The sequence below is a fragment of the Paenirhizobium naphthalenivorans genome, from assembly GCF_007992095.1.
Lineage (GTDB): Bacteria > Pseudomonadota > Alphaproteobacteria > Rhizobiales > Rhizobiaceae > Allorhizobium > Allorhizobium naphthalenivorans.
Genome location: NZ_BJZP01000032.1, coordinates 1 through 22,764, shown reverse-complemented (window position 1 = coordinate 22,764; position 22,764 = coordinate 1). Strand labels below are relative to the sequence as shown.

General features: G+C 62.4%; 22 protein-coding genes. 12 read left to right on the top strand and 10 right to left on the bottom strand.

What is annotated here, in order from left to right:
- Positions 1 to 6 precede the first annotated feature (6 nt).
- From RNA01_RS20740 to RNA01_RS20715, 6 genes are all read left to right on the top strand, one after another.
- On the top strand, positions 7 to 1,575 hold the full coding sequence (locus tag RNA01_RS20740; protein ID WP_147182060.1) for a type II and III secretion system protein family protein: 1,569 nt from the start codon (positions 7 to 9) through the stop codon (positions 1,573 to 1,575).
- Between the two features lie 61 nt (positions 1,576 to 1,636).
- Positions 1,637 to 2,329, top strand: a complete 693-nt coding sequence (locus RNA01_RS20735) for a CpaD family pilus assembly protein (RefSeq protein WP_371864083.1) — start codon at positions 1,637 to 1,639, stop codon at positions 2,327 to 2,329.
- A 34-nt stretch (positions 2,330 to 2,363) separates the two neighbouring features.
- The gene (locus RNA01_RS20730) at positions 2,364 to 3,653 is read left to right on the top strand and encodes a CpaE/TadZ family protein (protein WP_147182059.1); all 1,290 of its coding nucleotides are present in this window, start codon (positions 2,364 to 2,366) and stop codon (positions 3,651 to 3,653) included.
- Positions 3,654 to 3,681: 28 nt separating this feature from the next.
- On the top strand, positions 3,682 to 5,178 hold the full coding sequence (locus RNA01_RS20725; protein WP_147182058.1) for a TadA family conjugal transfer-associated ATPase: 1,497 nt from the start codon (positions 3,682 to 3,684) through the stop codon (positions 5,176 to 5,178).
- Positions 5,179 to 5,183: 5 nt separating this feature from the next.
- Positions 5,184 to 6,197, top strand: a complete 1,014-nt coding sequence (locus RNA01_RS20720) for a type II secretion system F family protein (protein WP_147182057.1) — start codon at positions 5,184 to 5,186, stop codon at positions 6,195 to 6,197.
- Between the two features lie 13 nt (positions 6,198 to 6,210).
- On the top strand, positions 6,211 to 7,194 hold the full coding sequence (locus RNA01_RS20715; protein WP_147182056.1) for a type II secretion system F family protein: 984 nt from the start codon (positions 6,211 to 6,213) through the stop codon (positions 7,192 to 7,194).
- A 346-nt stretch (positions 7,195 to 7,540) separates the two neighbouring features.
- Here the strand turns inward: RNA01_RS20715 and RNA01_RS20710 are convergent, their stop codons facing one another.
- Positions 7,541 to 8,311: a tetratricopeptide repeat protein gene (locus tag RNA01_RS20710; protein WP_235916821.1), complete on the bottom strand. Its 771-nt coding sequence runs from the start codon at positions 8,309 to 8,311 to the stop codon at positions 7,541 to 7,543.
- A 204-nt stretch (positions 8,312 to 8,515) separates the two neighbouring features.
- On the opposite strand from RNA01_RS20710, the gene RNA01_RS20705 reads away from it, so the two are divergent.
- The 4 genes from RNA01_RS20705 (at position 8,516) to RNA01_RS20690 (ending at position 11,732) form a co-directional block, all read left to right on the top strand.
- Positions 8,516 to 9,907 (top strand): leucyl aminopeptidase family protein, encoded by a 1,392-nt coding sequence (locus RNA01_RS20705; RefSeq protein ID WP_147182054.1) that lies wholly within the window; start codon positions 8,516 to 8,518, stop codon positions 9,905 to 9,907.
- A gap of 99 nt (positions 9,908 to 10,006) precedes the next feature.
- Positions 10,007 to 10,357 (top strand): MarR family transcriptional regulator, encoded by a 351-nt coding sequence (locus RNA01_RS20700; RefSeq protein ID WP_147182053.1) that lies wholly within the window; start codon positions 10,007 to 10,009, stop codon positions 10,355 to 10,357.
- Between the two features lie 9 nt (positions 10,358 to 10,366).
- Positions 10,367 to 11,221, top strand: a complete 855-nt coding sequence (locus tag RNA01_RS20695; protein WP_147182052.1) for a C40 family peptidase — start codon at positions 10,367 to 10,369, stop codon at positions 11,219 to 11,221.
- 121 nt (positions 11,222 to 11,342) lie between these two features.
- Positions 11,343 to 11,732: a hypothetical protein gene (locus tag RNA01_RS20690; protein ID WP_147182051.1), complete on the top strand. Its 390-nt coding sequence runs from the start codon at positions 11,343 to 11,345 to the stop codon at positions 11,730 to 11,732.
- 41 nt (positions 11,733 to 11,773) lie between these two features.
- Here RNA01_RS20690 and RNA01_RS20685 read toward each other — a convergent pair whose 3' ends face one another.
- From RNA01_RS20685 to RNA01_RS20645, 9 genes are all read right to left on the bottom strand, one after another.
- A complete protein-coding gene (locus RNA01_RS20685) occupies positions 11,774 to 12,850 on the bottom strand; it encodes a saccharopine dehydrogenase family protein (protein WP_147182050.1) in 1,077 nt (358 codons plus the stop codon).
- Positions 12,851 to 12,856: 6 nt separating this feature from the next.
- Positions 12,857 to 13,630, bottom strand: a complete 774-nt coding sequence (locus tag RNA01_RS20680) for an amino acid ABC transporter ATP-binding protein (RefSeq protein ID WP_147182049.1) — start codon at positions 13,628 to 13,630, stop codon at positions 12,857 to 12,859.
- 17 nt (positions 13,631 to 13,647) lie between these two features.
- Positions 13,648 to 14,313, bottom strand: coding sequence for an amino acid ABC transporter permease (locus RNA01_RS20675; protein WP_147182048.1), 666 nt, complete (start codon positions 14,311 to 14,313; stop codon positions 13,648 to 13,650).
- A gap of 189 nt (positions 14,314 to 14,502) precedes the next feature.
- Entirely contained in the window at positions 14,503 to 15,420 is a 918-nt protein-coding gene (dapA, locus tag RNA01_RS20670) for a 4-hydroxy-tetrahydrodipicolinate synthase (RefSeq protein WP_147182047.1), read from the bottom strand.
- A gap of 12 nt (positions 15,421 to 15,432) precedes the next feature.
- Positions 15,433 to 16,182, bottom strand: a complete 750-nt coding sequence (locus RNA01_RS20665; protein ID WP_147182046.1) for a 4-hydroxy-tetrahydrodipicolinate reductase — start codon at positions 16,180 to 16,182, stop codon at positions 15,433 to 15,435.
- A gap of 11 nt (positions 16,183 to 16,193) precedes the next feature.
- Entirely contained in the window at positions 16,194 to 17,591 is a 1,398-nt protein-coding gene (locus tag RNA01_RS20660; protein WP_147182045.1) for an aldehyde dehydrogenase family protein, read from the bottom strand.
- Between the two features lie 14 nt (positions 17,592 to 17,605).
- On the bottom strand, positions 17,606 to 18,943 hold the full coding sequence (locus tag RNA01_RS20655) for an FAD-dependent oxidoreductase (RefSeq protein ID WP_147182044.1): 1,338 nt from the start codon (positions 18,941 to 18,943) through the stop codon (positions 17,606 to 17,608).
- Positions 18,936 to 19,190, bottom strand: a complete 255-nt coding sequence (locus RNA01_RS20650; RefSeq protein ID WP_147182043.1) for a 2Fe-2S iron-sulfur cluster-binding protein — start codon at positions 19,188 to 19,190, stop codon at positions 18,936 to 18,938. The genes RNA01_RS20655 and RNA01_RS20650 overlap by 8 nt, the downstream gene beginning before the upstream one ends.
- The gene (locus RNA01_RS20645; protein ID WP_147182080.1) at positions 19,187 to 20,362 is read right to left on the bottom strand and encodes an NAD(P)/FAD-dependent oxidoreductase; all 1,176 of its coding nucleotides are present in this window, start codon (positions 20,360 to 20,362) and stop codon (positions 19,187 to 19,189) included. Before RNA01_RS20645 ends, RNA01_RS20650 begins: the two co-directional genes overlap by 4 nt.
- Before the next feature lie 151 nt (positions 20,363 to 20,513).
- On the opposite strand from RNA01_RS20645, the gene RNA01_RS20640 reads away from it, so the two are divergent.
- On the top strand, positions 20,514 to 21,443 hold the full coding sequence (locus RNA01_RS20640) for a LysR family transcriptional regulator (RefSeq protein ID WP_147182042.1): 930 nt from the start codon (positions 20,514 to 20,516) through the stop codon (positions 21,441 to 21,443).
- 161 nt (positions 21,444 to 21,604) lie between these two features.
- Positions 21,605 to 22,432, top strand: coding sequence for a transporter substrate-binding domain-containing protein (locus RNA01_RS20635; RefSeq protein ID WP_147182041.1), 828 nt, complete (start codon positions 21,605 to 21,607; stop codon positions 22,430 to 22,432).
- Positions 22,433 to 22,764 lie beyond the last annotated feature (332 nt).

Genomic DNA, 22,764 nt, shown 5'->3' with positions numbered 1-22,764 from the left:
GGCGTCATGAACAGCTTTAGACAGAAACTCCGCATCTCTTTCTCGGCAGGCTTGGCTTTCAGTCTGGCCTTCGCCGGTCTGCCGGGCGGCAATGCTCCGGACATGTTCGCGATCTCGGCGGCCGAGGCGGCCAGCCAGACCGTACTGCGCATCACCGATTCCGGCCCCGGCGCACACCGCACCGTCAAGCTTGGTCTCAACAAGGCGCTGGTTGTCGATCTGCCACAGGATGCCCACGACATTCTCGTCGCCGATCCAGAAATGGCCGACGCAGTCACCCGCACCTCGCGCCGCATCTACCTGTTCGGCAAGGCTGTTGGCCAGACGAACATCTTCATCTTTGGTGAGAACGGCGAGGAGATCATCAGCCTCGACATCGAGATCGAGCGTGATATCGCCGGGCTTGAAGCCAATCTGCGCCGCTTCATTCCTGAATCGGACATCACCGTCGAGATCGTTTCCGACAATATCGTGCTGACCGGCTCGGTGCGCACACCGCAGGACGCCGCCCGCGCAGAAAGCCTGGCTACGGCCTTCCTCAAGGGCGGTGAAGCGACGACCCGTAACGAGACAGCGTTAGGCTCGGACGGCAGCGATGTCGCAATCTTCGCCGAACAACGCCAGGTTTCATCGATCGTCAATCTGCTGACCATCGAGGGCGAGGACCAGGTTTCGCTCAAGGTCACAGTCGCCGAAGTGAGCCGGCAGGTTCTGAAGCAGCTCGGCTTCAACGGTCGCGTCTCAGACGGATCGAGTGGCATCACCTTCCAGAACCCGTCCAACCTCGGCAATGCGGTAGGCGTGACCAATGCGCTCGGCGGCACGCTGCCGACTGCAGTTGCCTCGATCGGGCGCTATACGATCGGCAGCTATATCAATGCCATGGAACAGGCTGGCGTCATGCGTACACTGGCCGAGCCGAGCCTGACCGCCATTTCTGGTGAGCAGGCCAAATTCTACGTCGGCGGCGAATTCCGCATGGCTGCGCAACAGGAGATTTCCGTTGACCCAGATACCGGTGCTCCGTCCGTCAGCCGGACTACCGAGACGGTCAATTACGGCATCGAGCTGAATTTCCGCCCCGTCGTGCTAGCGCCGGGCCGTATCAGCCTGAAGATCGAGACAAATGTCTCCGAACCGACTTGGGAAGGCTCGGCTGTGACGGGCAATACCGCCAACGGCATTCCCGGATCGACCTACATGTCGATCCGCAAGCGCGAGGCCTCGACCACCGTCGAACTGCCATCCGGCGGCTCGATCGTCATCGCCGGCCTCGTGCAGGACAATATTCGCCAGGCCATGTCCGGCGTGCCGGGCCTCGCCAAGGTGCCTGTGCTGGGCACGCTGTTCCGCAGCAAGGACTTCCAGCGCAACGAGACTGAGCTGGTGATCATCGCCACGCCCTATCTGGTCCGGCCGGTGGCGCGCAACCAACTGCAGCGGCCTGATGACAACTTCAACCCAGAGAACGACGCCGCGACCTTCTTCCTGAACAAGGTCAACAAGGTCTACGGCCGGCGTGAGACGGATACCACCAGCCGTTACCACGGCGCCGTCGGTTTCATCTACAAGTAAGGGGGAGGTCATGATGAAGACGCAGCAGACCCTCCCCGGCAACAGCGAAGGCCGCAACACCATGCCCCTCAAGAGATCGATCTTCGCCACGCCGCGCTTCACCCGCACTGCGCTCGCCGCAACCATTCTCGGCGCTGCCGCCATTCTTTCGGGATGCGGCACCAATCCGGATCGGATGAACACCGGGTCGATTCCCGACGACTATCGGACCCGTCATCCAATCACGCTGACGGAGGTCGAGCATACGCTGGATATTCCCGTTGCTTCCGGCGATCGCGAGATCACGATCGGCATGTCCGATGCTGTTGGCGGTTTCGCGGCGGACTATCTGTCGAGCTCGTCCGGCACGATCCAGATCCTTCTGCCGCAGGGCTCGCCCAATGCGGCCGCGGCAGCGCATATGCGCAAGCAGATCCGTCAGGCGCTAATCACGCGCGGCGTAGCTGCGCCACGCATCATTGAAACAAGCTATCAGGCCGATGCGAGTGGCGATGCCGCCCCGGTCCGGCTCAGTTACGTGGCGATCACGGCTGTGACCAACCCGTGCGGCCAGTGGCCTGAAGATCTTCAGGACAACACCTTCTCCAACAAGAACTGGCAGAACTTCGGTTGCGCGACCCAGGCCAATCTGGCTGCGCAGATCGCTAACCCGATGGACCTCGTGACCCCGCGCGCCCAGGCGCCGATCGACGCCACCCGGCGCTCGACGGTGATCGGGCTCTATCGCCAAGGCAAGAATACCTCGACGAACTAGGACGGCTGGAGCCGTCCGAAGGCAGGATGAAAGCATGACTGCGATCGACTATGATTTCGACACGAGGCCCGAAGACGACCTCCTTGCCGAGGGCAGGGTGGGGACCGGCGATCTCGAAAGCCTGCGGCCCTTGCCGCGGATCTCCGTGCATGCCTTCTGCGTTTCGCAGAGCGTGCAGCGGGTCATGGAGCAGTGCGCCCAGGATCGGCGCATGGCAAAGGTCAGCATGAGGATAACCAGCGGCAACATCGCTGCCGCAGCGGCGATGTTCTCGTCGACTCCGACGCCCAATCTGATCATCCTCGAGACCGAGGCGATGCCGCCGAACCTGCTGGCTGAGCTCGCGCCGCTTGCCGAAGTCTGCGATCCGTCGACGCGTGTCATCGTTATTGGCCGCCACAACGATATCGCGCTCTATCGCGAACTGATCCGCAACGGTATTTCCGAATACATCGTCGCTCCGGTCAATATGGCCGAGGTCATGGCCGCCGTTTCCGCGATCTTCGTCGATCCGGAGGGTGAGCCGCTCGGCCGTACGATCGCCTTCATCGGTGCCAAAGGGGGGGTCGGCTCCTCGACTATCGCCCATAATTGCGCCTTCGGAATTTCCAGCCTGTTTACGACCGAGACCATTCTTGCCGATCTCGATCTCGCCTATGGTACTGCCAACATCGACTTCGATCAGGATCCGGCCCAAGGCATAGCTGAGGCCGTATTCTCGCCCGAGCGACTGGACGAGGTCTTCCTCGATCGCCTGCTGACCACTTGCTCCCAGCATCTCTCCTTGCTGGCCGCCCCGTCGCTGCTCGACCGCGCCTACGATTTTGATCGCGGCGCCTTCCAGCCGCTGCTTGAACTGTTGCAGCGTTCCGCGCCGATCACCGTGCTCGACGTGCCGCACGCCTGGTCTGACTGGACCCGCGCGGTGCTTGCAGAGGCCGACGAGGTTGTCCTCACCTGCGCGCCGGATCTCGCCAACTTGCGCAACGCCAAAAACATGCTCGATGCCTTGAAGAAGCTGAGGCCGAATGACAAGGCGCCGCATATTCTGCTCAACCAGGTCGGCATGCCGAAACGGCCGGAGATCGCGCCACAGGACTTCTTCGAGCCGCTGGAAATCGAACCGGTTGCCATCATCCCGTTCGATACGGCGCTGTTCGGGAATGCCGCCAATAGCGGCCGGATGATCTCCGAGATCGACGCCAAGTCGCCGACAGCCGAGATCTTCGCCCAGATCGCCCATCTGGTGACCGGTCGGGCAACGGTGAAAAAGCCGAAGCGGGGTGGACTCGAGAAGGTGCTCGGGCTGCTCGGACGAAAATAGTGTCTTCGATGGAAACAGGTAGTCAGTGATGTTTGGCAGACGCGGAAGCGACGGATTTGGCAAGGGTGGACAGGAGGTCGGAACGACGACACCGTCGTCGCCGGCAGCTGCTGTCCAGGCGCCACGCGCACCCTTCGCCGATCGGGTGGGCGAGGAGCCGGCAGTGCGTCAGCAGGTGGCCGCACCACCGCTCCAGGCTCCGAACGGAACGCCTGCGCGCAAGCGTCCGCCGCGCACACAGGATTACTACGACACAAAGAGCCAGGTGTTCTCGGCGCTGATCGACACGATCGACCTTTCGCAACTCGCCAAGCTCGACGGTGAAAGCGCGCGCGAGGAAATCCGTGACATTGTCAACGACATCATCACGATCAAGAATTTCGCGATGTCGATTTCCGAGCAGGAGGAATTGCTCGAGGATATTTGCAACGACGTTTTGGGTTATGGTCCGCTTGAGCCGCTGCTTGCACGTGACGACATCGCCGACATCATGGTCAACGGTGCCGGCCAGACCTTCATCGAAGTCAACGGCAAGACGATCGAATCGGAAATCCGCTTCCGCGACAACGCTCAGCTTCTGTCGATCTGCCAGCGTATCGTCAGCCAGGTCGGCCGTCGTGTGGACGAAAGTTCGCCGATCTGCGACGCTCGATTGCCTGACGGCAGCCGTGTCAACGTCATCGCCCCACCGCTCGCCATTGACGGCCCGGCGCTCACCATCCGCAAGTTCAAGAAGGATAAGCTGACGCTCGATCAGCTGGTCAAGTTCGGCGCGATTACGCCGGAGGGCGCGCAGGTGCTGCAGATCATCGGCCGCGTCCGCTGCAACGTCGTCATCTCCGGCGGAACCGGCTCGGGCAAGACGACGCTGCTCAACTGCCTGACCGGCTATATCGATGCGACCGAGCGCGTCATTACCTGCGAAGACACCGCCGAGCTTCAATTGCAGCAGCCGCATGTGGTCCGCCTCGAAACCCGCCCGCCGAACATCGAGGGCGAGGGCGAGATCACCATGCGGGATCTTGTCAAAAACTGCCTGCGTATGCGCCCCGAACGCATCATTGTCGGTGAAGTGCGTGGACCCGAGGTCTTCGACCTTCTCCAGGCAATGAACACTGGTCATGACGGTTCTATGGGCACGATCCACTCCAACACGCCGCGCGAATGTCTCTCCCGTATGGAATCGATGATCGCCATGGGTGGATTCAGCCTGCCGGCAAAGACTGTGCGTGAAATCATCTCCGGCTCCGTCGACGTCATCATCCAGGCGGCCCGTCTGCGCGACGGTTCGCGTCGCATCACCCAAATCACCGAAGTGATCGGCATGGAAGGCGACGTCATCGTCACTCAGGACCTGATGCGCTACGACATCGAGGGCGAGGACTTGAGCGGCAAGATCATCGGACGCCACGTCTCGACTGGTATCGGTAAACCACATTTCTGGGACCGCGCCCGCTATTATAACGAGGAACGCCGCCTTGCGGCTGCGCTCGACGCGATGGAACAGAAGAGCAGGGAGGTCTGATCGTCATGTTCGGGTTCGATCCCATGGTGATTGCAATCATCCTCCTTGTGGCCGTCGCGACGGCCGGCATTGCTTATGGGGTTCTCTACTCTCGGATCGAGGCGGACAAGAAGACGACCAGTCGCATCAACCGGGTCAAGTCTGCCGAAACCGAAACCGCTAAGGTCAAGGCCGCGCGGGACCGGGTGCAGGAAGTTTCCAAACGACGCAAATCGGTCCAAGATTCGTTGAAGGACCTTGAACGCAAGCAGGCGGAAAAAACGAAGAAGATCGCCAGCACCAGTCTCAAGGTCCGGCTCGTGCAAGCTGGTCTTTCCGCCACCCCGGTCCATTTCTATATCATCAGCGCCGTTCTCGGCTTTGTCTTCTTTGCAATCGGCTTCTTCGGCGGGGCGCCGCCGCTCGTCGCTGTCGGCATCGCTTTCGCCGCCGGCTTCGGTCTGCCGCGCTGGATTCTCGGCTTCCTGATCGGTCGGCGCCAGAAGAAGTTCCTTTCCGAGTTCCCCAATGCGCTGGACGTCATGGTCCGTTCGATCCGATCCGGCCTGCCACTCAATGATGCGCTCAGGCTGATTGCCGTCGACGGACAGGAGCCGGTCAGGTCGGAGTTCCGCCGCGTCGTGGAATCGCAGCAAGTGGGCCTGAGCGTGCCAGAGGGCTGCCAGCGTATGATGCTGACCATGCCGCTGCAGGAAGTGAACTTCTTCTCGATTGTCATTACCATCCAGGCCCAGGCTGGCGGCAACCTGTCGGAGGCGCTGTCGAACCTGTCGCGGGTGCTGCGCGAGCGTAAGAAGATGCGCGCCAAGGTCACCGCCCTGTCGATGGAAGCCAAGGCCTCTGCAGCAATCATCGGCATCTTGCCCTTCGTCGTCGCCCTGCTCGTCTATCTGACCTCGCCGCAATACATCATGCTGCTCTTTACCGATCCGCGTGGCCACCTGATCCTCGGCGCTTCGGCGGTCTGGATGTCCATCGGCATTCTCGTCATGCGCAACATGATCCAGTTCGACATCTAGAGGGAGATCGGCCATGCAGGAGCTTGCCGCTAAACTGACCGATCCAGCGCTGATCGTGGCGGTGCTCGTTTCGCTCGCCGTTTTTGCGACGCTTTACACCATCGCCATTCCCTATCTCGAGCGCGGCGATCTGAACAAGCGCATGAAGGCGGTTTCGACCGAGCGTGAGATGATACGCGCTCGCGAACGTGCACGGATGAGCGCCGATAGCAGCCACGGGCGAGCGAGCCTGCGTGCCAATGACAACCGTTCGGTGCGTCAGATCGTCGAAAGATTCAACCTGCGAAAGGCTCTCGTCGATGATGCGACGATGGACAAGCTCAAGGCTGCCGGTTTCCGTTCGCAGAACGCGCTCAATATCTTTCTGGTGGCGCGCTTCCTTCTACCCTTCTTGACCTTGACGCTGACGGCGTTGTGGATTTTCGGTTTGGGCAATATGGCGGAGAAGGCTCTTCCCGTGCGCCTATTGGTGACTATCATCGGGGGCTATGTCGGTTTCTATCTGCCGAACATCTATATCAAGAATCGTATGAGCAAACGGCAGCACTCGATCCGCCGTGCCTGGCCAGACGCGCTGGACCTCATGCTGATCTGCGTCGAATCCGGCATCTCCATCGAGGCTGCCATGCGCCGGGTCGCGGAGGAAATCGCCACCCAGTCGACCGAGCTGGCCGAAGAGATGGTGCTGACCACGGCCGAGCTCTCCTTCTTGCAGGATCGCCGTACGGCCCTTGAAAACCTCGGCAACCGCACCCAGCTCGACGGAGTCAAGAACGTGACCCAGGCGCTGATCCAGGCCGAACGTTATGGTACGCCGATTGCCCAGGCGTTGCGCGTGCTCGCCCAGGAAGGGCGCGACGAACGCATGAACGAGGCCGAGAAGAAGGCCGCCGCCTTGCCACCCAAGTTGACTGTACCGATGATCCTGTTCTTCCTGCCGGTGCTCGTCGCTGTCATTTTGGGCCCGGCCGGCATGCAGGTCGCCGATCGCTTCTAGTCTCTGATTTTGGACTGCTCGATTGTGGTGGATCAGCGCCCGCCCAACCACAGTACAATCCGTGCGAAGGAGCGTTCGGCCGGCAAGAGGCGCGGAATGATGGCGACGCATGCGCTTTCAGGCATCTATTCGCGCCTCTTCGTTCCGCCGTCAATCTGTTGAGAATTTTGTCGCGTCTCAGGCGGCATCTGAGCGCTAGCCGTTCAACACTTTGCAAGCTTGGGTTTTCGTAGTGGGGGCGGGGAATGATACGTCGGCAGTTGCTGCCGGTACGGCGCGGATCTTCGACGCGATGTGATTGCGGATAGTCTGACTTGCCGCCGGGTGACCGTGTGGAGACGGGGCCTCAGTTGGTGCTTTTGTCGCTCTTGCCGTCCTTGGCCGCCAACTGCTTCCAGGAGTTTTGCTGGCTCATCATGGAGCGCAGATAAGCGACATTGGCGTCCGCCTGCTGTGGGTCGAGTTCCTGGCGAGCGATCCGCTCGGCCTCCGGGAATCGCCCCTGCAGGCCGACCACCAGTGCTAGGTTCTGCCGCACGCGGCTGTCGGCGCCGGGCTGCTGAGAGGCCGACTTAAGATAGGTCTCGGCCGTGCGAAGGTCGCCGCCCAACACGTAGGACATGCCGAGGTTAGAAAGAATGGTCGGGTCATTTGGCTTAAGATCAAGCGCCATGCGATAGCGTGAGCGTGCTTCGCTGGAGCGTCCGAGCTGGTCAAGCACGGCGCCTTCCGCAGAATAGAGCCGCCAGTCGGGGCGGTCCGGCGTCTGCGCCCGTCCGATTGTCGTGAGAGCCTGTTCGAGCTGGCCGGCTGCCGCCTGCGCCTTGCCGAAGGCGGAAAGAACTTCGCGGTCGGCGGGATGGGCGATCGCCACCTGCTGCATGACAGCGAGCGCCTGGGTATTGCGACCGGTCATCATCAGGATGTTGGCATAGGCCAAGCCGGTGCCGCGGTCCTTGGGATTGCGCTCATAACTCGCACCGATGGTGTCTGCGGCTCGGGCGAGTTCCGGCGCGTTCATCGTCTCGACCGGCTTGGAGAGCTTCGGGATAGACCCGGTGGTCAGCGGCTTTTTCGTCGTCGAGCAGCCGCTCAATGCTGTGGCCGCGATCAGCATGCAGACGCTGCCAAAATAGCCGATGCGATGCCGTGTCGAAATCTGCCGAAGAGCCATGTCGTCTGTTCCTGGATCGGTTTGCCGGCGCCGCGTGAACGTCCCGGCGGACGATGGCGGCGCAACCTCCACTCAAGCAATAATCTGTTAACCCTAACGGAGTGTTAATAGCCCCGATCCGCATTGATTCTCCCGAGAAGGCAGGCCATGGCCCCGTATCAGTATATCGAAAGACCGACCCCGTTCAGCACCAAGGGGGGGCAGACGCTTCCCGTGTTCGCAGTGACCCCCGCTCACATCGAGACCGGCACGATTGACCCGATCGCGCTCGACTGGGCGGGCAAGGCCGGCTTCAAGGCCGAGGCGGGCTCCGTTCTGTTGATCCCGACAGGTGACGGCCATCTCGGTGGGGCGCTCTTTGGCCTCGGCTCCAATCCATCGGAAAACCCCTTCCTCACCGGCAAGCTTGCCCGCACGCTCCCGGCTGGCGAATGGCACATCGAGACCGCGCCGCTGACCGCCAACCGCCTTCTGCTTGGCTATGGCCTCGGTGCCTATCGCTTTGGTCGCTATCGTTCGGAAAAGCCGATCGAGCCGACCCTCATGATTCCGCAGGATGCCGATGCCGCCGACATTAAGCGCCAGCTCGCCGGTGTCTATCTTGCCCGCGATCTGATCAACACCCCGACTAATGACATGGGGCCAGCCGATCTCGAAAAAGCCTTCCGCGCCCTCGCCGAGCACTACAAGGCCGAGGTTTCGGTCGTGGTGGGTGATGGTCTGATTGAGCGCAATTTCCCGCTCGTCCATACCGTTGGGCGGGCAAGCGCTCAGGCGCCGCGCCTTCTCGAAATGCGCTGGGGCAAAAAAGGCCATCCTAAGGTGACCCTGGTGGGCAAGGGCGTGTGCTTCGACACCGGCGGCCTCGACATCAAGGGCTCGGCCGGCATGCTGCTGATGAAGAAGGACATGGGGGGCGCGGCGAATGTCATGGGTCTAGCCCTGATGATCATGGACGCCAAGCTGAAGATCGACTTGCGGGTCATTGTGCCAGCCGTCGAGAACTCCATAGCCGGCAATGCGTTTCGTCCCGGCGACATCTATCGCAGTCGCAAGGGGCTCACCGTCCAGATCGATAATACCGATGCCGAGGGCCGCCTGATCCTCGCGGACGCGCTGGCCTATGCCGACGAGGACAAGCCGGACCTGCTGATCGATATGGCGACGCTCACCGGCGCGGCCCGTGTTGCGCTTGGCCCGGACCTGCCGCCCTTCTTCACCGACGACGACGACCTCGCTGAGCATCTGGTCGATGCCAGCCTGGAGACCGACGACCCGTTGTGGCGGATGCCGCTCTATAAGGGATACGAGAAGAATATCCGGGCGCAGATCGCTGATCTGACGAACGCGCCCGCTGGCGGCATGGCCGGTTCGATCACGGCGGCGCTGTTCCTCAAGCGCTTCGTCGACAGGTCGACGAAATGGGTCCATTTCGACATTTTCGGCTGGGCTCCAACCGAGCGCCCACATTCGCCGATTGGCGGCGAGGCGCAGGGTATCCGAGCGCTCTACCGCTTTCTGCGCACCGGGCTGCGCTGACGATGAAAGGCGTGCGGCGAGCCTGCGGGCTCGCCGTGCTTGCAATGCCGTGCCGATTGCCGGAAAAGAACAAGAGACAATGACGTTCCGGATCGGCGCATGAGTGTTGAACTGACCGCCAGCGAGGCTCTCGGCCTGTGGCACAAGGTGACCCTGCAGCAAGTGCAGGAGGACAAGCGTGATCTGACATTGCGCCAGATGGCGATCCTGTTGCAGATCTATCTTGTGCCGCCGCCGCATACCGTGCGCGGCCTTGCCGCGACGCTCGATGTGACCAAGCCGGTGATCACCCGCGCGCTCGATACCATGGGCGAGATGGGACTGGTTGATCGCGTCCGAGACGAGCGTGACCGCCGCAGCGTTATCGTCAAGCGTACCGTCGGCGGTGCGCTCTTTCTTGAGAAATTCGGCGACCTGATCATCGACCAGGGTCGCGAGCTGACCTACTGAGAGAATGCCATGACGCTCGACCGGAGACTGCACGCCTATCGCGAGGACCTGGCCGACAAGGCGCTGCAAGGCCAGGTGACGGCCGCCCGCTTCGTTGTTGGTGATCCCGCCAGTATTGCGGTCCCGGTGGTCGGCCTACGCCCGAAGCCTGATGCGGCTGGAGGCATTGATACAGAGCTTTTGCACGGCGAGGATGTCGTGGTCTTCGATCGTGCCGCCGGCTGGGCCTGGGTTCAGGCGAAATCCGATGGCTATGTTGGCTATCTGCCGGAAAGCGCGCTGACTGATGTGATGGAACCGCTGACCCATCATGTGATCGTTCCGCGGACCTTTCTCTATCCCGGCCCCGATCTGCGCTTTCCTGTTTCGGCGGTGTTCTCCATGGGCAGCCGTATCGCGGTCATCGGCGAGGCTGAGACGCGTGGCACGCGCTATTTCCTGCTCTCGGATGGTCGTGCTGTGGTCGCCGCCCATTGCCTGCCGCTTGGCACTTACGCCACCGATGATTATGTCGCGATCGCCGCGCGTTTCCTCGAAACGCCCTATCTATGGGGTGGTCGTTCAGGATTCGGTATCGACTGCTCGGGCCTCGTGCAGCTGGCGCTGCAAATGACAGGGCGTAGCGCCCCGCGCGATTCCGACATGCAAGCCTCGGGTCTTGGAGATGCGATCGAGCGTAGCGATCTGCGGCGCGGCGATCTGGTGTTCTGGAAGGGGCATGCGGGCATCATGTCGGACGACAGGACTCTGCTGCATGCCAATGGTCATACGATGACTGTGGCGCTCGAGGACTTTGAGGCCGCGGTAAAGCGCATCGGTTGGCTCTACGAGATGCCGACCGGCTATCGCCGTCCCGTCGCCTGAGGCGGACTCGTTTAGAGCAGCGTGGCCAATCACGTCGCGGCCCTTGGCCCGGTGGCGCTTGGGCAAGACGGCCGTCATCCCCATATGACGGATCGGTACTTGCGAAGGAAGGCACGGTGCGATGAAGAGAGTTTCGACCACAAAACAGGCGATGCGACAGTGCGGGCCGTTTAGCCGGACGTTTCTCGCCTTATTCGTCCTGTATCTCGCCGCCGCGCCCGCCGCCCAAAGTGTCGGCCAGCCGCAGCAGGCCGCCGGTGCGGCGCAGGTCTATCGGGATCTGCCGGGCGTGAAGCCACAATCTGGCGACCTTTTCGGCCCCGCCGCCTATCAGTGCGAGACGATTGTCCGCTACGTCAAACAGCGTCAAGGCGTCCACTTCTTCGGCGACGGCGTTCCCGTGCGCGTCTATCGCTGCACAAGAAACGGCGTGGTCTACGAGAGCCTGGATCCGCCTAATCCCTCCGGTGGATGGTACCCCGGTGTCAACCCGCGGATTATCGACCGGTAGGCACGCCTAACAGCAGGCCGAGTTACGCGGCCCCGCTGCTATCAAAGGGCGAGCAATGGCTGAAGAAATTCCCCCGACAGCAGCGCTGCGGTATCGATACGATGGTGGGCGACGAAACCCCGATCGGCGATGTCGCCCCGGTGCAGCATGGCGATCAGCGTCGCCGCATAGCCGGTCGCGACTGAAGTCAGGGCGTTGAATGGAGCAAAGGTCCGGTTCGGCCGGAAGCGGTGGCAGATCGTCCGTTCAGTCGGTTGCCGTCCGCGATAGCCACGCGCCGTAACGACCAGCAGGAGAAGGTCGTCCTCGACCACGGGCAGACCATTGTAGAGCAACGAGCGCAGCATGTCGCGCCGGTGCCTAAGCCCCAGGTCATCGAGCAGGAAGCGCATGTAGTCGAGATGGCCCGGATAGCGGATCGTCTTGAACGTGACGTTGCGCGGGGCGCAATCGGCGAAGATCGACAGGTCCTCCACACCGCCCGAGGTAACGAACTCCTCGTAAGTGACCCCATCGATGCTGAGGTGTCCATAGCCCTCGAGCGGCGCCACGGACACGGCTTGACCCTCACGGATCGCTGCGCTCGGCCGGGTGTATTCGTCGATCAAACCGTCGACATTCCAGATCTGGCCGTAACCCAGCCGATTGGTCGGATAGCGCGGGATCGCCCCAACCCGGATCGTCAGATCTGCCACCGGAGAGAAGGAGGAGATAAGTCCGCAGGCCACATTGCCGATCATCCCGGGTGAAACGCCACAACCATTGAACACGGCACGCCGTGCCGAAAGCGGTTCGAGTATCGCCCGGGTCTCCGGTCGGGCGCAAATAAAGTCTAGGTAGTGCACTCCGGCCATTGCGGCGGCGTGGGCGATCTCATTGACCACGCCCTCCGAGACGGCCGCGACCGCGAGGTCCTGGCCGGCAAGCAATGCCCGCAATTCGTCTGGATGACCAAAGGACCGGAGGCTCACGGCGATGTTCATCGCGCGCAGGCGATCGAGCGCCTCCTCCGACCGGTCGATCACCTGGATCATGAAGGCATCGCTCCCCGCAAGCGCGGCGGCGAGCGCGGTGCCGATCTCGCCAGCACCGAAGATGGAGACCTTGAGCCGCTCCATCTCGCCTCAGCCTTTGAATCGGGCAACGAAGCCCTGCAGGCGTGGGTTTTGCGGATTGAGGATCACTTCTTCGGCCGTCCCTGTCTCAGCGATAACGCCCTTGTCCAGGAAGAGTACGCGGCTCGCCACATCGGCGGCGAAGGCCATTTCATGAGTTACGATCGCCATCGTCATGCCCTTGTCGGCCAGTCCGCGGATGACGGCGAGCACTTCGCCCACCAGTTCCGGATCGAGCGCGCTGGTCACCTCATCGAGCAACAGCACTTCCGGCTCCATGGCCAAGGCCCGGGCGATCGCCACGCGCTGCTTCTGCCCGCCCGAAAGGTGGTTGGGATAGGTGGCGTGCTTTTCGGCCAGCCCAACCTGGGCGAGCAGGTCCATGGCCAGCTCTTCGGCCTCGCGCTTTGGCCGCTTGCACACCACGGTCGGTCCCTCGGTGACGTTCTGCAGCACGGTCTTGTGGGGAAAGAGGTTGAAATGCTGGAACACCATGCCGACATGGCGGCGTAGTGTGCCGATCCCCAGTTCTTCACCCTTGTCATGGAACCGCTCGCTGACCGCCTTCTGGCGGAAGCGGATCGTGCCGCCGGTCGGGATCTCCATCATATTGAGGCAGCGGATGAAGGTCGACTTGCCCGACCCCGAGGGGCCGATCAAGGCAACGACTTCGCCGCGCTCAAGGCTGAGATCCAGTCCTTTGAGGACTTCGAGCGTGCCGTAGCTTTTGTGCAGCCCGACGGCTTCGATCACGGGTGTGCTGGGATTTTTGTTCTGTGTCATGTCCTGCATCCGTTCCATTAGTCGCTGACCCTGAGACGGCGCTCGACCCAATCCGCGGCCTGGGTGAGTGGCAGCAGCATGGCGATATAGAGGGCGGCCATCAGCGTGTAGGATTCGAGCGGTCGATAGGTCTGGCCGTTCACCACCGCAGCCATATAGGCCAGATCGGCGACAGAGATGACCGAGACCAGGGAGGTGTTCTTCACCTGGATGACCGACTGGTTGATAAAGGAGGGCAGCGCTCGCTTCATCGCCTGCGGTAGGATAATTCGCTTCATCGACTGCCAGGGGCTCATACCGATCGCTGCCGCCGCCTCGCGCTGTCCGCGGTCGATCGAGACAATCGCTCCGCGGAAGATCTCGGCATAGAAGGCGCCGACATAGAGCGACAGCGTCAGCATGGCCGCCACGCGATTGTCGATCGAACCACCGACCAGCAGCGGAAAGGCGTAGTAGAACCACAAGAGCTGGACAAGCAGCGGTGTGCAGCGGAAGATTTCCTGGTAGACACGGGCCATGCCGACGAGGATGCGCGAACCGGAAAGCCGCGCAGCGCAGGTGGCGAAACCAATCATAATACCAAAAGCGATCGAGCCGACGGTATAAAGTATGGTGACCCAGAGCCCCCAGAGGAACAGGTCCCAGAACTGCAAGACGGAATGGAAATCCCAGTTGTAGCTCATCGGCTGCTCCTTGCGGTCACGTCTGCCGGGACGGAAGGGCAATGCCTGAACCGCGGACACCGGTTCGCGTCAGTGCTGTTTCTCATGTTCGTTCCCTTTGTCTTTGATCGGCCCCCGCCTAGGCAGAGGGCCGATGGTCGATAGTCCTATGTCCGCCGGCCGCGGACAATGCAAAGCTGATGGTCCCGCTTACCGCATTTCTTGGAAGGCCGAAGAGGCGGAGGTGAAGCGGCCGAGAATTCCGGCGAGCCGTTCGCGATTGGTCGCTGAGACTGGAACCATAGGCAGGCGCATTTCCGGTCCTGCGAGATTGGCCAGCGCCAGAGCCGCCTTGACTGGTCCCGGATTGGACTCGATGAACATGCCGTCCGTCAGCTCGGCAATCAGTTCATGCAGCTTGAGCGCGCGCGCTGTGTCGCCCGCCTTCCAGGCTTCCACCAACTGCACCATTTCGCGCGGCGCGACATTGGCGACGACGCTGGTAACACCCAAGGCGCCGAGCGAGAGGAAGGGAAGGGTCAGTCCGTCATCGCCAGAATGAATGATCAGCCGGTCGCCGCAAGCGGCGCGCAACTGTGTGACCCGTGCGGCCGAACCACCGGCCTCCTTGATGGCGACGATATTAGCGTGCTTTTCCATCAGCAAGGCGCAGGTTTCCGGTGCGATCTCGACCCCGCAGCGGCCCGGCACGGAATAGAGCATGACCGGCAGCGACGTCGCCTCTGCGGCCGCACTATAGTGGGCGATGAGGCCCGCTTGTGTCGGCTTGTTGTAATAAGGCGTGACGATCAGGACGGCCTCGGCGCCAGCCGCCTCGGCGCGCTTGACCTTCTCGATGGTTTTCTTCGTGTCGTTGGCGCCGGCCCCTGCCATCACCAGCGCACGGCCGGCGGCGAGCTTGACAGTGCGGGCGATCAACGCGTCGGCCTCATCGTCGGACAGCGTGGCGGCCTCGCCGGTGGTGCCGACAGGCACCAGGCCCGCGATGCCGGCCTCCAACTGGCGCTCGACCAGCGCGTCATAAGCGGCGGTATCGACAGCACCGTCCTTGAAGGGTGTGATGAGCGCGGTAAAGACGCCGCGGAAACGGTCGGCAAGTTTGTTCATGGTTATATCCTCTCAGTCATTTTCGTTGAAGCTGTCGGCAAGGCTATAGCGGCCTGGTTGTCGCGGTTTGGAAACCAGCCATTGTGCGGCGGCGAGCGCCCCTTCGGCATAGGCGGCAAGCGCGTGGACCCGATAGGTCATCACGACTTCGGCCGACCCCATGTCGAAGCGCACCGTGTTGATGCCGACCGTATCGCCTTCGCGGTGGACGGCTATGGCCGGCCGTTGCGCAGCAAATTTCATCACGGCGCTGCGTGCCTCGAACAATTGGTCCGCCAGCAACCGCGACGTGCCTGAAGGGTCGGGCTTCTTGCGCACATGATAGGTTTCCGCAACAGCTGGTTCGGCTGCCGGCATCTGCCGAGCAAAACCCAGCGTAGCGCGGCGGAAGGCTTCGAAGCCGCGTGCGAAATTGGCGCTCACCAGCATAGGCCGTTGGGCGCAATGCTCGCTCAGTTTTGCGTCCTCTTGCCCCGTGAACCCGGTTGTGCCGATCACCATAGGGATCGCCTTTGTCCCGATGCTCTCCTGCAGGGCGAGACTTGCCGCTGGAGTTGAGAAGTCGATCATCACGTCGCAATGACTGTTGATTGCCTTGTCCGCCGGCCGGTATTCGATGCTGCCGCCAGCAACCGGCGTACCAGCGAGGCGCGAGCCCGGCGAGACCAGCGCGGCGGCGAGTTCCAGCCCCGGGCTGGCAACGATCAGTTCGACAAGCCGGGTGCCAACCCGACCCGATGCTCCCATGATGCCGATGCGCATGGCGGTCCTCCTCAGTCGATCACTACCTTGGGCTCCGACATTTCGCGCAGCGCGATGCGGACACCTTCGCGGCCGAGACCAGAGCGCTTGACCCCGCCGAACGGGACGTGCTCGGCGCGAAAATCAGGCCCCTCGTTGATCATCACGCCGCCGACCACGAGATCGCGCGAGAAGGTCTTGATCAGCGCGTGGTCATTGGTGAAGACACCGGCCTGAAGACCGTAGGTGCTGGCATTGACCTCGGCGATGGCCTCACGCGCGTCGGTGAAGCTGCGGATCGCGATGATCGGGCCGAAGGTCTCATCGGCGATGACCGGGGAATTGGGCTCGATCCCGGAGATCACGGTCGGGGCGAAGACTGTGCCGTCGTGGGTGCCGCCAGTCAGCAACATCGCGCCGCTGGCGACTGTCGCATTGACCCGTGCCGCCACGGCTTCGGCCGCAGCCAGGTCGATCACTGTCCCCATGTCCGTTTCATCGAGCGAGGGATCACCGAATTCGACCGCATCGACGGCGGCGAGTAGCTTTTCGGTGAAGATCTTCTCGATATCCTTGTGAAGGTAGAGCTTCTTCACCGCCGCGCAGCTCTGGCCGGCGATCTCGAAGCGGTGGCCGATGGTGGTTGCGACCGCCTTGTCGAGGTCGGCGTCAGGTAGGACGAAGAGCGGGTCGTTACCACCGAGCTCCATCAGGCAACGCACAAGGCCCGAGGCGTTCTTCAGAGCCAGTCCCGCGCCAGGGCCACCGGTGAAGGACAGGAGGTCGATCGGCGAGCGGGCAAGAGACAGGGCGGCTTCCGCCGCGCCGTGTACGATCTGGAACAGATCGGCCGGCCAGCCGGCCTTGAGCGCCAGTTCGCGCAACCGCGCAGCGGCAAGCGGCGCCTTGGGAGATGGCTTCGCGACCACGGCATTGCCGGCGGCAATCGCCGGGCCGAGCTTGTGGCAGAGGAGGTTGAGTGGATAGTTGAACGGTGTGATGGCCCCGACGACGCCGACGGGCTCATAGGTGATGGTCGCCAGTCGATCGGCGCCGCCCTCGACGATCGCGCAGTGCAGCGCTTCTCCGTCGAGGAAGGTCGCGGCATCGCCCGAGAGCTTTAGCGTATTCTGTGCCCGGCGCACCTCATTCCGTGCCTCGCGGATCGTCTTGCCCATTTCCGAGGAGATGATTAGGGCTAGGTTTTCCGCGTCTGCGGCGATCTCGGCGGCGAGTGCGTTCAGCAGGGCGCGACGCTCGGCCGGCGTGGAGCGGCGGAAACCGTGCTGGGCCGCCTTGGCGCGGGCAACAGTGGCTGCGATCTCGGACGCGGTCGACACCGCGATCTCCCCGACCGTTATGCCGGTGAAGGGATTGCGCACCAGGAACGCGTCGGCGGCCTCCAGGGTAAGGCGTTGGGCTTGCGTCATCTCGTTCAACCTTTTCATTCGTTTTCTGTATGTGGAGTGGCCGTACCAGTGAGCGCGGCAATGGAAATCGGCCTGACCGGCCAACGGCGGCCAGTGAGATCTTCGGCTGTGGGGATCGGATCGCCGGGATTGATAAGCGCCATCAGGCCCGCAGTGTTGTCGGCGCAAAAGCGGCCCTGGCAGGCGCCCATGGTAAAGCGACCATTGTGCTTGACCTCGCGGCCTGTCATCCGGTCGGTACGCTCGCACAGCTTGCGAAGATCGCCGATCGTTTTGCCTTCGCAGCGGCAAAGGATCGTGTCGTCGGGACAGGCAGCGAGCGGGAAGGCTTTTCCGGTCGGGGCGAAGAGAACGGCAAGCGTTTCCTGCGCCCGGCGGGCCTGTTCTATCGAAGCGCCGTCACGGTCTGCCACAGTGCGACTCGACAGGATGTCGGCGACCCGGCGGGCGGCGCGCGCGCCATCGACCGTTGCGGCCATGGCGCCAAGAGCCTCGCGGCAATCACCCGTTCTGATAATCAGCGGCACCTTGCCAACCAAGGCTGTTTCGTTCGGCAGGCCGAAGTCGTTCGGACGAATGCCGTCGTGCAGGCCGACACGATCTACGGTCAGGTGCTCGTCACGGCCATTGTCCCGGCAGACGTTTACCGAGAGGGAGGTGCCTTCGCGCTCGATGGCGGTGACATGCGTGCCTCGGAGCCAGGGAATGTTACGGAGATAGACATCCGCGAGATAGCCGAGGGCCTCGCGCATGAGGGGCGGATAACGCAACATGGCCAAGCCCGCGCCGAAGCGCGCCAGCGGGTTGCCCGCCTCGACGATTGCCACCGGCGGATTGCCAAGCCGAGCCATTTGGGCCGCTACCGCGATCAGCAACGGACCACTGCCGGCAAGCAGCACACGGCCTTCCGGCGCGCGTCCGGTTTCCTTCATCATGACTTGCAGGCCGCCGGCGGTGGAAACCCCGGCGAGCTGCCAGCCCGGCCGCGGATAGACTTTCTCCACTGCGCCGACCGCGAGCACGACGGCCTTGCGGCGCAGGTGCTCCACCGTCCCTGTCTGCCGGTTCTCGATGATCACCAGTCCGTCACTGTCGATGCCGAGGAAGACCGAGCGGTACCGCATGGGCAGCGAGAGCGCCGCGAAAGCGTCTCGAAGCGCGCTCCAGCGGGCTTTCGCTCCGGCGGCTTGGCTGATTGGGGCCACATCGGCGATCGGCTGGCGGTAGATGGCGCCGCCGAGACTGTCGCGTTGCTCGACGACTTCGACAGCGTACCCGGCCTGGGCAAGGGCGGTTGCCGCAGCAAGTCCGGCCGGACCGGCGCCGATGACGATAACGTCCGGATCAATCATGGCTGGCCTCCATGGGGATTACGCGCATTCCCGCGCGGGCCGGAGTGATGCAGGCCTCGCGCACCGTTCCCTCGACACGCACGAGACAGCATTGGCAGGCGCCGATGCCGCAGAAGTAGCGGGTCTCCTGACCGAGCGGATCGGCGCCGAACTGACGGATGCCGGCGGCAGCGAGTGCGGCGGCGATGCTTTCGCCGGAACGAAAGGAGATGGCTTGCCCCATCCAGTCGAAGGTCTGTGCATTCATGCCGCCACTCCCCAGCTGCTGAATCTGGCAGGATCGAAAGGAGAAAGATCGATATCGGGCGTCTCGCCGCAGATCGTCTGTACGATCGACTTGCCGGTGATCGGACCAAGGCAGATGCCGTCGCCTTCAAAGCCTGTGGCGATAAAGCCGTTTTGCATTCCGGGTATCCGGCCCACAAGCGGCAGGCCGTCGACCACCGCGGTGCGCACGCCGGCAAAGCTGCGCAGCAGTCGCAAGGAGGCAAGTCCGGGAATAAGCGTCACCGCATCCGTCAGGATGCGCGTGATTGCATCGATGTCGTTGGATTGGCGGTCGCCGAAATCCTCGCGCGTGCCGCCGATCAGGAACTGGCCGGTGACCAGCGGATCAATGACCAGGCCGAGGCCGCGTGCCGGAGCCGAATGGCCGGCCTTCTGGCTGCCCTTGCTCAGCAGATAGCGCCCCGACATGATCGCGCCGGGCATGGAGGCATTGAGAGCCGGTGCGCGTTCGGTCACCAGAAGCTGCCCCTTGCGCGGGGTGAGCACGGCGGAAAGCCCTAGCAGGTCGGCCGAGCCGTTGCCGGCCGCGAGCACCACGACGTCGGCCGAGAGGTTGCCGCGGTTGGTGGCAATCCCGGTGAGACGTTCTGCCCCCACGTCCTGCAGCAGCCGCTCGGCCCGCGTGCCGCGCTCGACGCAGATGCCGGATGCAGAAAGCAGTCGGTGGACGATCTGGTAGCCTATCGCATGACCCTCGCCATGCACTTCAACGGCCATCCGAGCCTCAGGGGAGAGCACGGCAAATCGGCTGGTGAGGTTTGCGCCGGTCAGCGTCTCAATCCTGACGCCGGCACCGGCGAGCGCTGTGGCATGAGCCTCGAGTACGGCGCACTCCTCTTCGGAGGAGGCGACAATGTAGGTCGAGCGTCGCTTGAAAGCGCCGGCAAACAAACCCTCGTCGGCCAACTGACCATAGAGCGCCACGCCCTTGAGGGCTGCACGCATCATCGGTCCCGGCCGCTTGCTGGCGACGGACACGGCGCCGTCCGCCGCACCGGTCGCTTCGGCTGCCGGCGCGGTGGCGTCGATCAGCCGAACGGCGATGCCACGCTTCGCCAGGAAATAGGCCGTTGCCGCTCCGACAATGCCGGAGCCGACGACGATGGCGCTGGTTGGATGGCGGGATTGCATGTGCTCAGGCGGGCCCTTGTTGGTTGTGCCCCAATATTGGTGGCGCCCGGGCTCTACCGTCGATACAAGATGACGGCCTTGCTTGTTCACGAAATTTGTATCCTCTACAAAGCTCGGACCCCTTTAACTGGGAGGCAGAGGGACGCACTCCATGGCCAAAATCAGCCTCACACTTATCCAGACCTTCTACCAGGTGGCTCGACACGGCTCGTTTTCGGGCGCAGCGCGCGAACTGAACCTCAGCTATCAGTCGGCTGCCAATCATGTGCGTCGGCTGGAGCAGATCCTGAAGGGCAAGCTCATTGATTCCGAGCAGGGCGCTAAGCGGATTTCGCTGACGCCGCGCGGTCGCGCGCTTTACAGCCTGCTCCATCCAGAGCTCGACATCATGCTGGAGCGGCTAACCAAGCTGATCGAGAACCAGCGCTCGTCGCTGCGTGTCGGCATGCCCCAGGCGATCTTTTTCTATCTCTTTCCGCGGGTGCTTTCGCGTTTCCGTGAAGCCTTTCCGGAGATGGAGTTCGCCGTTTACGAGCGCGACACTGTGCTGGCTGAGCTGGTCAAGAACGGCAGTCTCGACGTCTGCATTTCCGAGCGCTATTTCGGCGATCCGGTCGTGCCGCAGCGCTTGCTTGGAAGCTACAAGCTGAGCCTCGTCTTTCCTCGCGACTGGGGCGCACCGCCCGCCCAGCAGGACATTCCGCGCTGGGCCGAGGGGCGACCCTTCATCACCTACGAGCCGGGACAAACGCTGCGCAACCTGGCTGTCGATTTCCTCGGTCGCGATGGCGCCATCATTCAGCCGGCGGTGTCGACCTCTGGCAGTTCGAGCGTCAAGCGCTGTGTCGAGGAGGGGCTGGGTTTTTCCATCATCCCCTCCTGGTGCATCGGTCCGGATGATGTTTCGATCAGTTCCACCAGGCTCACCAATCTGCCGGAGGTGCGGGTCTATTTTGGCAATGCCGGTTTTCTGCAGAAACACCCCATGGTGCAGCAATTGTACGAGGATTGCCGCCGGGAACTGGTCGGTCCGATCCTCGATCCGCCCGACAGCAAAGAGCTTGCGCTGCCACTGCTCTGACATCGACATACAAAAAAGCCGATAAGTGGCTCGGACTCTCTAGCATTGTTCCCGGTCGATTCGCGGATAGGCTGACCTCGACCGGCAAGCCCGCGAGGCAGTGTTCGCCGCGTGGGAGGACGGACATCAACAAGATTCCGGGGAACTAGGAGAACAAGACCATGAATTTGATTGCCAAGATCTGCGGCGCGGCGGCGATGGCGCTGTCTGTGCTGGGCGCCACGGCCGCCGCTGCCGGCACGATTGAAGACATCCGCTCGCGTGGCGTGCTGCGCATCCCGGCCATCCTCAACGAAGTGCCCTATTTCAACAAGGATCCGCGTACTGGCGAATGGCAGGGTTTTGTCATCGATATGGCGAACGACATCGCCAAGACCCTCGATGTGAAGCTGGAAGTGGTGGAATCGAGCTGGGCCAATGCCATCCTCGACGTGCAGAGTGGCAAGGTCGATATGGCTTTCGCGGTAACCGCGACGCCGGTGCGCGCCATGTCCGTCTCCTTCTCCGATCCGACTTACTACAATAGCTTCATTCTCGTTTCGGCCAAGGAAGAACTGAACGGCAAGACCTGGAAGGAACTCAACGATCCGAAGTACACTTTCGCGGTCGATATGGGCTCGGCGCAGGACCTGATCACCCAGCAATATTTGCCGCAAGCCAACGTCCTGCGCTTCAAGACTCGTGACGAAGCGATCATCGCGGTATCGACCGGCAAAGCTGATGCCTTGGTCAACACCATGCTGAACGGTCTGGTCATCGCCAAGAAGGCCGCGACCATTGGTTCGGTCAAGGTTCCGACGCCGGTGCTCTCCACCCCGTCGGTCATTGCCGTCAACTATGCTGGCGACGAGACCTTCAAGAGCTTCGTCTCTGCCTGGGCCGAATACAATCGCCGTATCGGCAACAACCAGACTTGGATCCTCAAGAGCCTAGAGCCCTTCGGCATCACGCTCACGGACATGCCTGTCGGCTTCGGCTTCGGCGGCTGAGAATCCGGCGCATTTAGAGCTCCCCTCTCTCCGGAGAGGGGGAGATACTGCATTTTTGGCTATCCATTTGTTGCAGGGCTTTCAGTATAAGGTGCGGATCAAGCGGCTTTGCCAGCCGGAGCAGTCGAGTGCCTTCCGGGTGTTGGCTTTGGATGGAGACTGCTTTCCCACCCGTTTTCGGCCATGTGCTGCGGCCCTTGCGCTTGCGCTTTTGTCCGCCCGGATGCTTGGCACGTGACCGTGCATATTTCCCGAAAGACCACCATTCCGCCGTTCAACTGCCCAAATGTTGGAAAGGGTCCGGTGCGGCAAACCAAAGGCAACAAAAAAGC

Bases quoted from the DNA above. Each gene is read 5' to 3' on its own strand.
- RNA01_RS20735 (WP_371864083.1), top strand. From the start codon at position 1,637: ATGCCCCTCAAGAGATCGATCTTCGCCACGCCGCGCTTCACCCGCACT.
- RNA01_RS20655 (WP_147182044.1), bottom strand. From the start codon at position 18,943: ATGATTGATCCGGACGTTATCGTCATCGGCGCCGGTCCGGCCGGACTT.
- RNA01_RS20715 (WP_147182056.1), top strand. From the start codon at position 6,211: ATGCAGGAGCTTGCCGCTAAACTGACCGATCCAGCGCTGATCGTGGCG.
- RNA01_RS20680 (WP_147182049.1), bottom strand. From the start codon at position 13,630: ATGACACAGAACAAAAATCCCAGCACACCCGTGATCGAAGCCGTCGGG.
- RNA01_RS20650 (WP_147182043.1), bottom strand. From the start codon at position 19,190: ATGAATGCACAGACCTTCGACTGGATGGGGCAAGCCATCTCCTTTCGT.
- RNA01_RS20640 (WP_147182042.1), top strand. From the start codon at position 20,514: ATGGCCAAAATCAGCCTCACACTTATCCAGACCTTCTACCAGGTGGCT.
- RNA01_RS20720 (WP_147182057.1), top strand. From the start codon at position 5,184: ATGTTCGGGTTCGATCCCATGGTGATTGCAATCATCCTCCTTGTGGCC.
- RNA01_RS20705 (WP_147182054.1), top strand. From the start codon at position 8,516: ATGGCCCCGTATCAGTATATCGAAAGACCGACCCCGTTCAGCACCAAG.
- RNA01_RS20695 (WP_147182052.1), top strand. From the start codon at position 10,367: ATGACGCTCGACCGGAGACTGCACGCCTATCGCGAGGACCTGGCCGAC.
- RNA01_RS20700 (WP_147182053.1), top strand. From the start codon at position 10,007: ATGAGTGTTGAACTGACCGCCAGCGAGGCTCTCGGCCTGTGGCACAAG.
- RNA01_RS20710 (WP_235916821.1), bottom strand. From the start codon at position 8,311: ATGCTGATCGCGGCCACAGCATTGAGCGGCTGCTCGACGACGAAAAAG.
- dapA (WP_147182047.1), bottom strand. From the start codon at position 15,420: ATGAACAAACTTGCCGACCGTTTCCGCGGCGTCTTTACCGCGCTCATC.
- RNA01_RS20730 (WP_147182059.1), top strand. From the start codon at position 2,364: ATGACTGCGATCGACTATGATTTCGACACGAGGCCCGAAGACGACCTC.
- RNA01_RS20660 (WP_147182045.1), bottom strand. From the start codon at position 17,591: ATGACGCAAGCCCAACGCCTTACCCTGGAGGCCGCCGACGCGTTCCTG.
- RNA01_RS20675 (WP_147182048.1), bottom strand. From the start codon at position 14,313: ATGAGCTACAACTGGGATTTCCATTCCGTCTTGCAGTTCTGGGACCTG.
- RNA01_RS20665 (WP_147182046.1), bottom strand. From the start codon at position 16,182: ATGCGCATCGGCATCATGGGAGCATCGGGTCGGGTTGGCACCCGGCTT.
- RNA01_RS20690 (WP_147182051.1), top strand. From the start codon at position 11,343: ATGAAGAGAGTTTCGACCACAAAACAGGCGATGCGACAGTGCGGGCCG.
- RNA01_RS20685 (WP_147182050.1), bottom strand. From the start codon at position 12,850: ATGGAGCGGCTCAAGGTCTCCATCTTCGGTGCTGGCGAGATCGGCACC.
- RNA01_RS20740 (WP_147182060.1), top strand. From the start codon at position 7: ATGAACAGCTTTAGACAGAAACTCCGCATCTCTTTCTCGGCAGGCTTG.
- RNA01_RS20725 (WP_147182058.1), top strand. From the start codon at position 3,682: ATGTTTGGCAGACGCGGAAGCGACGGATTTGGCAAGGGTGGACAGGAG.
- RNA01_RS20645 (WP_147182080.1), bottom strand. From the start codon at position 20,362: ATGCAATCCCGCCATCCAACCAGCGCCATCGTCGTCGGCTCCGGCATT.
- RNA01_RS20635 (WP_147182041.1), top strand. From the start codon at position 21,605: ATGAATTTGATTGCCAAGATCTGCGGCGCGGCGGCGATGGCGCTGTCT.